At 67.5% G+C, this 13,053-nt stretch carries 13 protein-coding genes; 7 read left to right on the top strand and 6 right to left on the bottom strand.

What is annotated here, in order from left to right:
- Positions 1 to 14 precede the first annotated feature (14 nt).
- On the bottom strand, positions 15 to 353 hold the full coding sequence (locus ACAG20_RS15925; RefSeq protein ID WP_112684650.1) for a PH domain-containing protein: 339 nt from the start codon (positions 351 to 353) through the stop codon (positions 15 to 17).
- Positions 354 to 517: 164 nt separating this feature from the next.
- On the opposite strand from ACAG20_RS15925, the gene ACAG20_RS15930 reads away from it, so the two are divergent.
- The 5 genes from ACAG20_RS15930 to ilvC all read left to right on the top strand — a co-directional run bounded on the left by ACAG20_RS15930 (position 518) and on the right by ilvC (position 5,687).
- Positions 518 to 1,183 carry a TetR/AcrR family transcriptional regulator gene (locus ACAG20_RS15930; protein ID WP_370493257.1) on the top strand — a complete coding sequence of 222 codons (666 nt, stop codon included), beginning with the start codon at positions 518 to 520 and terminating at the stop codon, positions 1,181 to 1,183.
- Positions 1,180 to 2,046 carry a metal-dependent hydrolase gene (locus ACAG20_RS15935; RefSeq protein WP_370493258.1) on the top strand — a complete coding sequence of 289 codons (867 nt, stop codon included), beginning with the start codon at positions 1,180 to 1,182 and terminating at the stop codon, positions 2,044 to 2,046. The genes ACAG20_RS15930 and ACAG20_RS15935 overlap by 4 nt, the downstream gene beginning before the upstream one ends.
- 211 nt (positions 2,047 to 2,257) lie before the next feature.
- On the top strand, positions 2,258 to 4,114 hold the full coding sequence (locus tag ACAG20_RS15940) for an acetolactate synthase large subunit (protein WP_370493259.1): 1,857 nt from the start codon (positions 2,258 to 2,260) through the stop codon (positions 4,112 to 4,114).
- On the top strand, positions 4,114 to 4,626 hold the full coding sequence (gene ilvN / locus ACAG20_RS15945) for an acetolactate synthase small subunit (RefSeq protein ID WP_083039088.1): 513 nt from the start codon (positions 4,114 to 4,116) through the stop codon (positions 4,624 to 4,626). The genes ACAG20_RS15940 and ilvN overlap by 1 nt, the downstream gene beginning before the upstream one ends.
- 59 nt (positions 4,627 to 4,685) lie before the next feature.
- Complete coding sequence (ilvC, locus tag ACAG20_RS15950; RefSeq protein ID WP_205277480.1) at positions 4,686 to 5,687, top strand: ketol-acid reductoisomerase; 1,002 nt, start codon at positions 4,686 to 4,688, stop codon at positions 5,685 to 5,687.
- A 161-nt stretch (positions 5,688 to 5,848) separates the two neighbouring features.
- Here ilvC and ACAG20_RS15955 read toward each other — a convergent pair whose 3' ends face one another.
- Positions 5,849 to 6,415, bottom strand: coding sequence for a hypothetical protein (locus ACAG20_RS15955; protein WP_370493260.1), 567 nt, complete (start codon positions 6,413 to 6,415; stop codon positions 5,849 to 5,851).
- 332 nt (positions 6,416 to 6,747) lie between these two features.
- Between ACAG20_RS15955 and serA the strand changes: the two genes are divergently transcribed.
- Together serA and ACAG20_RS15965 are read left to right on the top strand one after the other, a co-directional pair.
- On the top strand, positions 6,748 to 8,334 hold the full coding sequence (gene serA, locus ACAG20_RS15960) for a phosphoglycerate dehydrogenase (RefSeq protein WP_370493261.1): 1,587 nt from the start codon (positions 6,748 to 6,750) through the stop codon (positions 8,332 to 8,334).
- Complete coding sequence (locus tag ACAG20_RS15965) at positions 8,331 to 9,347, top strand: 3-isopropylmalate dehydrogenase (protein WP_370493262.1); 1,017 nt, start codon at positions 8,331 to 8,333, stop codon at positions 9,345 to 9,347. The genes serA and ACAG20_RS15965 overlap by 4 nt, the downstream gene beginning before the upstream one ends.
- A 45-nt stretch (positions 9,348 to 9,392) precedes the next feature.
- Here the strand turns inward: ACAG20_RS15965 and pcaC are convergent, their stop codons facing one another.
- From pcaC to pcaH, 4 genes are read right to left on the bottom strand one after another with little or no spacing between them, the layout of a single operon-like run.
- Positions 9,393 to 10,553, bottom strand: a complete 1,161-nt coding sequence (pcaC, locus tag ACAG20_RS15970) for a 4-carboxymuconolactone decarboxylase (RefSeq protein WP_370493263.1) — start codon at positions 10,551 to 10,553, stop codon at positions 9,393 to 9,395.
- A complete protein-coding gene (gene pcaB, locus ACAG20_RS15975) occupies positions 10,550 to 11,749 on the bottom strand; it encodes a 3-carboxy-cis,cis-muconate cycloisomerase (protein ID WP_370493264.1) in 1,200 nt (399 codons plus the stop codon). Before pcaB ends, pcaC begins: the two co-directional genes overlap by 4 nt.
- Positions 11,746 to 12,297, bottom strand: a complete 552-nt coding sequence (pcaG, locus tag ACAG20_RS15980) for a protocatechuate 3,4-dioxygenase subunit alpha (protein ID WP_370493265.1) — start codon at positions 12,295 to 12,297, stop codon at positions 11,746 to 11,748. Before pcaG ends, pcaB begins: the two co-directional genes overlap by 4 nt.
- The gene (pcaH, locus tag ACAG20_RS15985) at positions 12,294 to 13,040 is read right to left on the bottom strand and encodes a protocatechuate 3,4-dioxygenase subunit beta (protein ID WP_370493266.1); all 747 of its coding nucleotides are present in this window, start codon (positions 13,038 to 13,040) and stop codon (positions 12,294 to 12,296) included. Before pcaH ends, pcaG begins: the two co-directional genes overlap by 4 nt.
- Positions 13,041 to 13,053 lie beyond the last annotated feature (13 nt).

Raw genomic sequence — 13,053 nt, forward strand, 5'->3', positions numbered from 1 at the left:
CGGGCGGGCCGGCCTCACCGATACGGGTTGGGAACCCGCCCGCCGCTGGCCTCGGTGAGCAGCGGCAGCGTCGCGAAACTGACCGCCGGCAGGCGCAGTCGCTCGCCGTTGCGCAGGTGCGCCCGCGCCCACGATCCCCGGCTGAACCCGAGGCCGGCGATGTCATCCCAGCTCACCGAACGGCTTCCCAGCAGGGTTCGCACCGTGACCTGTTGGGCGTCGGCAACGGTCCGCCACCGCACGATCAGTGCCGAGAACAGCGCCGGAAACAGCAGAAGCGGCGCGGTGAGCGGCCAGGTCATCACCGGGATCAGCAGGCCCAGCGTCAAGAAGCCGACCGCGAAGTGGGCCATCGGGGAGATGCGGATCACCAGCGGTGCGGGATCGGGTGATGCGGAGGGCACCCCCGCATGATGTCACCGCCGTTCCGATCGGGTGCGGACGGGCGCACTAGCGGGAGACGCCGAGCCCTCAAAAAAATATTGACTACTTATTTTAAGTGGGCCATGATGGCTGCATGCCGTCGACCAGACCCCGCCGGACTCAGGCGGAGCGCACCGCCGAGACCCGGCGTGCACTGCTGGACGCGACACTGGACGCGCTGGTGGAAGTGGGTTTCAAGGGAACCACCACCACCGAGGTGGCCCGTCGTGCCGGGGTGTCGGTAGGGGCGCTGCAAGGACATTTCCCGACCAAGAACGGCCTGCTGACCGCCGCGATCGAGTTCGCGCTCAACCGCCGCATCGAGGAGTTCCAGGTATTGATGGCCGGGCTGGATCCCGCCGCCCACAAGCTGGACGAAGCATTCGCCCTGCTGTGGTCGATGTTCTCCGGCCCGACTTTCACCGCGACGATCGAACTGTGGGTAGCGGCGCGCACCGATCCGGACCTGGCGCCGGCGGTCATCGAAACCGATCGGCAGTTCGCCGAAGCCTGCGAACGGGTCTACGACCAACTGCTGGGCCCGGCCGACATCGCCGGCGGCGCCGCCCCGCCTTCGCGCGTCGGCCTGCAGATGGCTTTCGTGCTGATGAACGGCCTGGCGATGTCCCGGTCGATCGACGGCTACGAACCCGTGCCTCCCGGGGACATCCTCGAGACCTTCAAGACGCTGGCCCGGCCGCTGGTGGCCGAGCCGGCAGATCCACAACCAACCATTCACCCACCGGAGGAGGCGCCATGACCGTCGAGGAGAGCGGCCGGCAATCCGCGCATCTGGCGGTGCAGCCGCGCCGGATCCGGTTCAACTACCCGGTGGCGGCGTTGCAGCGTCACTTCGTGCAGGGCGACCTGGTGATGAGTCACCTGATCGCGCACCTGTCGGCGGTGTTCCCCGAGGGCGAGGACTTCTTCATTCGTTCGGTGCGCCACTATGCCGGCCAGATCACCGATCCGGTACTGAAGGATCAGGTCAAGGGGTTCATCGGCCAGGAGGTCACCCACGGCCGTGAGCACCGGGCACTCAATGAGCGGCTGCAGCAGATGGGTTACCCCACCCGCAGGATCGACCGACTCGTGCACCGCCGCCTGAAAGCGGCCGAACGACGCTTCTCGCCGCTGACCTGCCTTTCCATCACGGCCGCACTGGAACACTTCACCGCAGTGTTCGCCGAGACCCTGCTCGCCGATGAGCGGGCCCAGGAGCTGCTCGGCACGACGGAGGTGCGGTCCATGCTGCTGTGGCACGCCGTCGAGGAATCCGAGCACCGCTCGGTGGCGTTCGATGTCTACCGCGCCGTCGGCGGTGATGAGATCCGGCGGATCCGGACGATGCGGGTCATCCGATTCAGCTTTCCCATCGCCGTCACGATGAACACCATCATCTCGCTGTTCTCCGACCGGGCCGCCTACCATCCGGTGCGCCTGGTCCGCAGTTTCGCGGCGCTGCGGCACTCACCGTTTTTGACCCGCGCGGTTTTTCGCCGGCTCGGCGACTACCTGCGGCCCGGCTTCCATCCCGACGACCACGACAACAGCGTGCTGCTGCAGCGTTGGGAGTCCGAGCTCTTCGGCGAACGCGGCTCGCTGGTCGACCACCTGCACTGAGCGCACCACCCGGCCATTTGACCCGGGTCGGTCCAGCGACTACCGTCATCCGCTATGGACAACGGCATGCTCGTAGTAGCCCCCTGCGCGTTGGTTGTTGCCTGAGCTTTCAACCACCAACGCGCAACCCTCGTGCAGCAGCTGAGCTGGCGGGGGTTTTTTGTTGCCACCAGTCCCCAAAGACACAGCCGTCGAAGACAAAGAGGAAACCGTGAGCGCACCCACGACCCGACCGCCGGAGCGGTCCGCACCACCGCAGCCGGCCCACGCGGCCCCCTCGGCGGATAAAGCCAGGGCGGCCGCCAAGCGCATCGCACCCGAGCAGCTGACCGGTGCCCAGTCGGTGATCCGGTCGCTGGAGGAACTCGACGTCGACGTCATCTTCGGTATCCCCGGTGGTGCGGTGCTGCCGGTCTATGACCCGCTGTTCGACTCCAAGAAGCTGCGCCACGTGCTGGTCCGTCACGAGCAGGGCGCCGGGCACGCCGCCAGCGGTTACGCGCACGCCACCGGGCGGGTCGGGGTCATGATGGCCACCTCGGGGCCGGGCGCCACCAACCTTGTCACCCCGCTGGCCGACGCTCAGATGGACTCCATCCCGGTGGTCGCCATCACCGGTCAGGTGGGGCGGTCGCTGATCGGTACGGATGCCTTCCAGGAGGCCGACATCTCCGGCATCACCATGCCGATCACCAAGCACAATTTCCTGGTCCGCAACGGCGACGACATCCCCCGGGTGATCGCCGAGGCGTTCCACATCGCGGCAAGCGGACGGCCCGGGGCAGTTCTCGTTGATATCCCCAAGGACGTGCTGCAGGGCCAGTGCACCTTCGCCTGGCCGCCGAAGCTGGACTTGCCGGGCTACAAACCCAACACCAAACCGCACAACCGGCAGATCCGGGAGGCCGCCAAGCTGATCGCGGCGGCGCGCCGGCCGGTGCTCTACACCGGCGGCGGGGTGATCCGCGGCGACGCCTGCGCGGAGCTGCGTGAACTGGCCGAGCTGACCAACATCCCGGTGGTCACCACCTTGATGGCGCGCGGCGCCTTCCCCGACAGTCATCGCCAGCACCTGGGCATGCCCGGTATGCACGGCACCGTGTCGGCGGTGGCCGGCCTGCAGCGCTCGGATCTGCTGATCACCCTCGGCGCCCGGTTCGACGACCGGGTCACCGGCCAGCTGGACTCGTTCGCCCCGGACGCCAAGGTTATCCACGCCGACATCGACCCGGCCGAGATCGGCAAGAACCGGCATGCCGACGTGCCGATCGTGGGCGACGTCAAGGCCGTCATCACCGAACTGACCGCCGCGCTGCGCCAGGACAAGGCCGCGCTGGACCTGGATGAGTGGTGGGCCTACCTCGACGACGTGCGCTCCACCTATCCGCTGAGTTACGGCCCGCAGAGCGACGGCAGCCTCGGTCCGGAGTTCGTGATCGAGAAGTTGGGTCAGATCGCCGGGCCCGAGGCGCTGTACGTCGCCGGCGTGGGTCAGCACCAGATGTGGGCGGCGCAGTTCATCAAATACGAGAAGCCACGCACCTGGCTGAACTCCGGGGGACTGGGCACCATGGGCTTTGCGATCCCGGCGGCGATGGGGGCCAAGATGGGCCGCCCGGACGCCGAGGTGTGGGCGGTCGACGGCGACGGCTGTTTCCAGATGACCAACCAGGAGTTGGCGACCTGTGCGATCGAGGGCATCCCGATCAAGGTGGCGCTGATCAACAACGGCAACCTGGGCATGGTGCGGCAGTGGCAGACCCTGTTCTACGGGGAGCGCTACAGCCAGACCGACCTGGCCACCCACTCGCACCGGATTCCCGACTTCGTGATGCTGGCCGAGGCGTTCGGTTGCGTCGGATTGCGTTGCGAGCGTGAAGAAGACGTCGAAGACGTCATCAATCAGGCGCGGGCGATCACCGATCGCCCGGTGGTGATCGACTTCATCGTCGGCGCGGATGCGCAGGTGTGGCCGATGGTGGCCGCCGGCACCAGCAACGACGAGATCCAGGCCGCCCGCGGTATCCGTCCGCTGTTCGACGACGACGACAACGAGGGACACGCCTGATGACCACCGCCTGGAAGACCCACACCCTGTCGGTGCTGGTCGAGGACAAGCCCGGCGTGCTCGCCCGGGTGGCGGCGCTGTTCTCTCGGCGCGGCTTCAACATCGAGTCGCTGGCGGTCGGTGCCACCGAGACCAAGAACATGTCGCGGATGACGATCGTGGTCTCGGTGGAGGACACCCCCCTGGAGCAGATCACCAAGCAGCTCAACAAGCTGATCAACGTCATCAAGATCGTCGAGCAGGAGGACGACAACTCGGTGTCGCGCGAGATCGCGCTGATCAAAGTCCGTGCCGACGCCGGCACCCGAGGGCAGATCATCGAGGCGGTGAACCTGTTCCGCGCCAGGGTGATCGACGTCTCGCCGGAGTCGCTGATCATCGAGGCCACCGGCACCCCGGCCAAGTTCGAGGCGCTGCTGCGGGTGTTGGAACCCTATGGCATCCGCGAGATCGTCCAATCGGGTCTCGTATCGTTGTCGCGCGGTCCGCGCGGCATCGGCACGGCCAAATAGTCCCGCCAATACTTCATCGAAGAACGAACAGAAAGAAGTGACACAAAGTGGCAGTTGAGATGTTCTATGACGACGACGCCGACCTGTCGATCATCCAGGGCCGCAAGGTCGGCGTGATCGGCTACGGCAGCCAGGGCCACGCGCACTCGCTGAGCCTGCGCGACTCCGGCGTGCAGGTGAAGGTGGGCCTCAAAGAGGGCTCGAAGTCGCGCCCCAAGGTCGCCGAGCAGGGCCTCGAGGTCGACACCCCCGCCGAGGTCGCCAAGTGGGCCGACGTGATCATGCTGTTGGCGCCCGACACCGCGCAGGCCGAGATCTTCACAACCGACATCGAGCCCAACTTGGTGGCTGGCGACGCGCTGTTCTTCGGCCACGGCCTGAACATCCACTTCGGTCTGATCAAGCCGGCCGCCGACATCGTCGTCGGGATGGTCGCGCCCAAGGGGCCGGGCCACCTGGTGCGCCGCCAGTTCGTCGACGGCAAGGGTGTGCCATCGCTGATCGCCGTCGCCCAGGACCCGCGTGGCGACGGCGAGGCGCTGGCGCTGTCGTATGCCAAGGGCATCGGCGGCACCCGGGCCGGGGTCATCAAGACCACCTTCAAGGAGGAGACCGAGACCGACCTGTTCGGTGAGCAGGCCGTGCTGTGCGGCGGCACCGAGGAACTGGTCAAGGCCGGCTTCGAGGTCATGGTCGAGGCCGGTTACGCCCCGGAGATGGCCTACTTCGAGGTGCTGCACGAGCTCAAGCTGATCGTGGACCTGATGTACGAGGGCGGTATCGCCCGGATGAACTACTCGGTGTCCGACACCGCGGAGTACGGCGGCTACCTGTCCGGGCCGCGGGTGATCGACGCCGACACCAAGCAGCGGATGCGCGACATCCTCTCCGACATCCAGGACGGCACCTTCGTCAAGCGCCTGGTCGCCAACGTCGAAGGCGGCAACAAGGAACTCGAGGGGCTGCGCAAGGCCAACGCCGAGCACCCGATCGAGGTCACCGGCAAGAAGCTGCGCGACCTGATGAGCTGGGTGGACCGGCCCATCACCGAGACGGCCTGACGAGCTGATATCGGCCCGATAGCCGTTGGTCTCCAACGGCTACCGTGCCGGACGCTGTCCCACAAACGAGTGGCCCCTGCCATGGCAGGGGCCACTCGCTTATCGTCACGGGCTCGGCTGGACCTCCGGCCCGCCCGGGTCCGGTCTGCCGGCGCCGCCCTTTACAGGCCGCCGAACAGGTCGTCGAGCAAGCCAGACAGATCCAGGCCGCCCAGGAGCTCCGACAGGTCGAAGTCGGCGAAGAAGTCGCCGATGCCGGTGAAGATGCCGGATAGGTCGAAGTCGGCGAAGAAGTCGGTGATGCCGGTGAAGATGCCGGATAGGTCGAAGTTGGCGAAGAAGTCGGTGATGCCGGTGAAGATGCCGGATAGGTCGAAGTTGGCGAAGAAGTCGCCGATGAGCTCCGACAGGTTCAGGCCGCCAAAGAGGTCGCCGATGATCGCCGACAGGTCCAGGCTGCCAAAGAGGTCGCCGATGAGCTCGGACAGGTTCAGGCCGCCAAAGAGGTCGCCGATGATCGCCGACAGGTCCAGGCTGCTCAGCAGGTTGCCCAAACCGTCGCCGAGCGAGCCCAGCACACCCTCGAACCCGCCGCCGACGTCGGCTGTGAGTTCGATGACCGGTGTCGGCACGCTCACGGGTGCGACCACCACGGGCGTGGCGGCGATTGCGGTGGCGCCGATGATCGCGGCGCCCGCCAGGGCAAACGGACGAAGGGTGGCGTTCATGGCTGCTCCTCGAAATGTGATCTGTGTCATGACTAGGGCTGTGTGTAATGGTCACCACAGAGGAACTGAGATTACACTAAAGTACAAACAAGTCCATACTTAATTGAAAATTAATGTGGACACGGGTTCTATGCCGGATACGTCCGCCGGTACGGAAATCGGTCGCCGGCCGAGTTGCTCCGGTCCAGGTGCGGTCCAGCCGCGACCGAAGCGGTGCAGCGCCGGTCTCGGTCATTGCCGGGGATCGACGGTAAAAGCCTTTCCCCGCAAGGCGGGAAGTGTCCGCCAGCGCCCGGCTACGCCGCTCCGGCGGCCATCGTTAGGCTGTTCGGGTGACTCTGCCCGTGGTACTGATCGCTGACAAGCTCGCCCAATCCACCGTCGCCGCCCTGGGGGATCAGGTCGAGGTTCGCTGGGTCGATGGCCCCGACCGGGAGAAGCTCCTGGCCGCCGTACCGGAGGCGGACGCACTGCTGGTGCGCTCGGCGACCACAGTCGACGCCGAGGTGCTCGCGGCCGGTACCAAGCTCAAGATCGTGGCCCGGGCCGGGGTCGGCTTGGACAATGTCGACGTCGACGCCGCCACCGCACGCGGTGTGCTGGTCGTCAACGCCCCGACCTCGAATATTCACAGTGCCGCCGAGCATGCCATTGCGCTGATGCTCGCCGCCGCGCGGCAGATCCCGGCCGCCGACGCATCGCTGCACGCCAAGGAATGGAAGCGCTCATCGTTTTCCGGTACCGAGATCTTCGACCACACCGTCGGCGTGGTCGGCCTCGGCCGGATCGGCCAGCTGGTCGCTCAGCGGCTGGCCGCGTTCGGCGCCCACATCGTCGCCTACGACCCGTATGTGTCGGCCGCGCGTGCCGCCCAGTTGGGCATCGAGTTGCTGAGCCTCGACGAGTTGCTCGGTCGCGCCGATTTCATCTCGGTCCACCTGCCCAAGACCCCCGAGACCGCGGGCCTGATCGGCAAGGAGGCGCTGGCCAAGACCAAGCCGGGGGTGATCATCGTCAACGCCGCCCGCGGTGGGCTGATCGATGAGGCGGCGTTGGCCGATGCGATCACCAGTGGTCATGTGCGGGCCGCCGGGCTGGACGTGTTCGCCACCGAACCGTGCACCGACTCCCCGTTATTCGACCTGCCGCAGGTGGTGGTGACCCCGCACCTGGGCGCCTCCACATCCCAGGCGCAGGACCGGGCCGGCACCGATGTCGCCAAGAGTGTGAAGCTGGCACTGGCCGGTGAATTCGTGCCCGACGCGGTCAATGTGGGGGGCGGCGCGGTCAACGAGGAGGTCGCGCCCTGGCTCGATCTGGTGCGCAAGCTCGGGCTGCTGGCGGGCGCGGTCTCCGACGGTCTCCCGGTCTCGCTGAGTGTGCAGGTACGCGGCGAGCTGGCATCCGAAGACGTTGGAATACTAAAACTTTCGGCGCTACGCGGGCTGTTCTCGGCGATCATCGAAGATCCGGTGACGTTCGTCAACGCGCCGGCGCTGGCCGCCGAGCGCGGAGTGCACGCGGAGATCGGCACGGCCAGCGAAAGTCCCAACCACCGCAGCGTCGTCGAGCTCAAGGCGGTCACCGCCGACGGCGCGGCCGTGACGGTGGCCGGCACCCTCTCCGGCCCGCAGTTGGTGGAGAAGATCGTCCAGATCAACGGACGGAACTTCGATCTGCGCGCCGAGGGTGTCAACCTGATCATCAACTACTCCGACCAGCCCGGGGCCCTCGGCAAGATCGGCACCCTGCTGGGCTCCGCCGGCATCAACATTCACGCCGCGCAACTGTCCGAAGACGCCGAAGGGCCCGCGGCGACGATCCTGCTGCGGGTGGACCGCCCGGTGCCGGCGGACGTGCAGTCGGCGATCACCGCCGCGGTGGGTGCCAACAAGTTCGAGGAGGTCGACCTGGCATGAGTGTCAAACTCGCGGTCATCCCGGGCGACGGCATCGGCCCGGAGGTCATCGCCGAAGCCGTCAAGGTGCTCGATGCGGTGCTGCCCGGCACCGAGAAGACGACTTACGATCTCGGGGCCAAGCGCTATCACGCCACCGGTGAGGTGTTGCCCGACTCGGTGCTCAAGGAGCTCGGCGCACACGATGTGATCCTGCTCGGCGCGATCGGCGACCCGTCGGTGCCGTCCGGGGTGCTGGAGCGCGGCCTGTTGCTCAAAGCACGTTTCGCGCTGGATCACCACGTCAATCTGCGTCCGGCCCGGCTCTATCCCGGGGTCAGCGGCCCGCTGGTAGGCAATCCGGAGATCGACCTGGTGGTGGTCCGCGAGGGCACCGAGGGGCCCTACGCCGGCACCGGTGGTTTCCTGCGGCGCGGCACCGAACACGAGATCGCCTCCGAGGTCAGCGTCAACACCGCATACGGCGTGCGCCGCGTGGTCCACGATGCGTTCGGCCGGGCCCAGCGCCGCCGCAAGCACCTGACGTTGTTGCACAAGACCAACGTGCTGAACTTCGCCGGGGACCTGTGGTGGCGCACGGTGCAGGAGATCGCTGCCGAATACCCCGATGTCGAGATCGCCTACTGCCACACCGACGCCGCGACCATCTATTTGGTCACCGATCCCGGCCGGTTCGATGTGATCGTCACCGACAACCTGTTCGGTGACATCGTCACCGACCTGGCGGCCGCGGTGTGCGGCGGTATCGGACTGGCGGCCAGCGGCAACATCGACGCCACCCGCACCAACCCGTCGATGTTCGAACCGGTGCATGGCAGCGCACCGGACATCGCCGGTCAGGGCATCGCCGATCCGACAGCGGCGATCATGTCGGTGGCGTTGCTGCTGGCACACGTCGGCGAGGACACCGCCGCAGAGCGGGTCGACCGGGCCGTCGCCGAGCACCTGGCCACCCGAGGTGAGGCGAAGTTGTCCACGGCAGCGACCGGCGATCGGATCCTGGACCTGCTCTGAGTCTGCGACAGCGGCCCAGTCGTTGGGGGGCCCGCGCTCGTCGGATCAGGGTGCGTCGCCGTCCGAACTCTCCTGGTCGGCGAGCACCCGCGCCGCAATGCGGAAAGCCGCATTGGCATCGGGCACACCGCAATAGACGGCGGTCTGCAACAGCACCTCCTTGATCTCGTCATCACTGAGACCGTTGCGGCGCGCTGCGCGCAGATGCATTGCCAACTCCTCATGGTGGCCGCGGGCCACCAGCGCGGTCAGCGTGACGATCGACCGGCTGCGTCGGTCGAGACCGTCCCGGGTCCAGATGCTGCCCCACGCGTAGCGGGTGATCAGGTCCTGAAAGTCGGCCGTGAAGCCGGTGGTGTGCGCGATCGCCCGATCGACGTGGGCATCGCCGAGCACCTGCCGTCGCACCGCCATGCCCGAGGTGTAGACCGGGTCGCGCACCATCCGCTGGTCGAGAATCAGGCTGGCGGTGGCCGCGGGCGCCTCGAGTGGCGCCAGGTGACCAACGCCGTCGAGTGTTACCAGCCGGCCTTGGCGGGCGCCGGAAGCGATACGCCGCAGCGATTCCGGGGGAGTGGCGACATCTTCCGAGCCCGCAACGGCCAACACGGGCACAGTGATCTGAGCAAGTCGCGCGGTGACATCGAAATCGGCCAGCGCCTCGCACGCCTGCGCATACGATTCGGTGTCGGTGAGGCGCAGCGCCTCCGATAGCGCCGCGACCGCGTCGGGGCGGCGGTCGGCGAAACCGGGGGCGAACCAGCGTTGCAGGGACGACTCGATGACCGCGCCGGTGCCCGATGTGCGCACGGTGGCGGCGCGGTTGGCCCAATCCTCGGCCCGTCCGATGCTGGCACCGGTGCACAGCAGCGTGGCGCTCGACAACCGCTCGGGGGCATCGAGCAGCAACTGCAAGCCGACCGCACCGGCGATGGAGACACCGGCGTAGTGGAACGCACTGTGCGGCACGATCTCGTCGGCCAACGCGAGCACGCCGGTTGCCAGATCCGGTATTCCGAATCGCCCTGCCGGGCTGCGGCCGTGGCCGGGAAGATCCCACGCGATGACGCGCAGGTGCTCGGCGAGCCGTTCAGCGGCCGCGCCCCACAGCGTGCTTGCCGAGGTGCCCAGTGATGGCCCCAACAGCAGCAGTTCCGCGTCCGGCGGTCCGCCGAAGTCAGTCCCGATCAGCCGTGGCACGCTCATGTCGCTCCTGTGGTGTGGCGCGCGCGTTGCAGTACGACATCGATGAGATGGCTTGTCGCGCCGGTGTAGTCGCGCCGTGCCGTACGACCGGTCAACTCGGTCATGGACCGCTGCTCTGCGAGCAGATCACCGGCGGCGGCCAGGTTCGCCGCGGCACGGTCGGTGTCGATGACCAGTCCGGCGAGCAGTTCGGCAGTCTGGGCTGCGGCCACGACGGTGTGACGGCCCAATGTTCGGAGGGTGGCCCATTCGGCATGCCAGCCGCCGTCGGAGCGCTCATCGACGCTGGCCGCCGACGCGCCGTGCACGGCGGCGCTCAGCGACGGCGCAACCAACGCGGCGCGCCGGATCAGGATGGACAACACCGGATTGCTCTTGTGCGGCATGGTGGATGAACCGCCACCTCGGCCTTCCGCCAGTTCGCCGATCTCGGCCCTGCTGCCGATCGCAACATCGCCGGCGATGTGGCCCCAGGCGTCGCAACAGGTGGCCAACGCGTCGCCCACACGGGTCAGAACGGACCGGGTGGTGTGCCACGGGGGGCGGTCGGTGAGATCAAGCGCGGTGGCCAGTCGCCCAGACAGTGCGACGGCGTCGCCGGGTGAGCCGGCCAGCTCCGTGGCAGCCGCCAGCGTCCCCACGGCGCCACCGGCCTGAACCGGTAGTGCCGGCAGCGCGGCTAATGAGTCGGCCGCATCGAGAACCCCGTCAAGCCAATGTGCGACCTTCATGCCGATCGTCGTGGGCAACGCGGGCTGGGTCAGGGTGCGGGCGAGCATGGGGCTGTCGCGGTAGGTCTCGGCCAGCTCGGCCAACCGCCGCACCTGCGTGAGGATTTCGCCGTGGATGCGCTCCAGCGCATCGCGAAGACAGAGCATCAGCGCGGTATCGACGACGTCCTGGCTGGTCAGGCCTCGGTGCAGCCAGCGTGCCGGTTCACCGCCGGTGCGGTCACGAAGCAGGGTCACCAGCGCGGGCACCGGGTTGCCGGTGATCTCGGCCGCGACGGCCACCGCCTCGACGTCGGTTGCCGCGATCATCGCGGTCAGGTCGGCTCGCGCCGAGTCCGGCGCGATACCTGCGTCGACAAGCGCACGAAGCCAAGCGTTTTCGACCCGTGCCATTGCGGTCAGAAACGCCGCGTCGCTGAAGATCTGCCCCGCCCGGTGGTCGCCGGGCCACAGCAAGTCCGTCACGGTTGCCCCCGATAACGGAGAAACACCGTCTCCTGGGCGCCCTGCAGCCTGATGTCGAAACGGAACCCGTGCTCGTCGGGCACCGCGATGAGGGTATGGCGCCGATCATCGGGCAACGAGCTGAGCAGTCGGTCGGCGTGGAGCTGCTCGTCGGGCAGGTAGGCGCGGGTGAACAACCGGTTCAGCAGACCGCGCGCGAACACGGTGACCGCGATGAATGGTGTCAACCGTTGCCGTGCACCGGGCTTGATCGTCGTGAACCTGTAATGACCATGCGTGTCGGTCGCAGCGCGTCCCCAGCCGGTGAAGGCCCGGCCGTCCCGGCGGAGCGATCCGGTGGCCGTTGACACCGAGCCGTCGGTATCGGGCTGCCAGATCTCCAGCAACGCATCGGGAACCGGCGCTCCGGCGCCGTCGCTGACGGTGCCGTGCAGCCGGATGGCATCGGGTGAGTCGGGGGAGACGAGTTCGTTGCCACGGTCGAACGGCAACGCGAACCCGAAGAACGGGCCGACGGTCTGCCCGGGGGTGGCGGTCAACCTGGTCACCGCGGCTCCTCGAACGGCGTTGCGGCCGGGCCGGTGAGCACCACGTCCCACCGGTAGCCGGTGGCCCATTCGGGGCTGGTGATGTCGTGGTCGTAGCTCGCGACGAGCCGGTCGCGGGCCTGCTGATCGGTGATCGACTGGTAGATCGGGTCCAACGCGAACAGCGGGTCGCCCGGGAAGTACATCTGAGTGACCATCCGCTGCGTGAAATCAGTGCCGAACACTGAGAAATGGACATGCGCGGGGCGCCACGCGTTGTGGTGGTTACGCCACGGGTAGGGACCCGGTTTGATCGTCGTGAACCGGTAGGAGCCGTCGTCGTCGGTGAGGCAACGTCCCGCGCCGGTGAAATTAGGGTCCAACGGCGCCGGGTGCTGATCCCCTTGGTGGATGTAGCGCCCGCTGGCGTTGGCCTGCCAGATCTCGACGAGTTGCCGGCGCACCGGCCTGCCGCCACCGTCAAGGATCCGCCCGGTCACCACGATGCGCTCGCCGATCGGTTCGCCGGGGTGCTGGGCCGTCAGATCGGCGTCGGCTGCATCGACATCGGAGTCGCCGAAGCAGGGCCCCCGCAACTCGACGGCCTCCGGATCGGTGAGGTGTAGCGGCCTTTTGGGATGGCGAAGCCTGCTGCTGCGATACGGCGGATAGTCCAGCCTCGGTTGGCTCTCCCGGGTACCTGCGGCCCGGTACTCGGCCTGGAGCGCTGCGATCTCTGCGCTGATCTCCGCCTGGCCGGTCATAGCGTCACGATAT

Origin of the sequence: Mycobacterium sp. pW045 (assembly GCF_041287085.1) — a bacterium.
Classification (GTDB): Bacteria; Actinomycetota; Actinomycetes; order Mycobacteriales; family Mycobacteriaceae; genus Mycobacterium; species Mycobacterium algericum_A.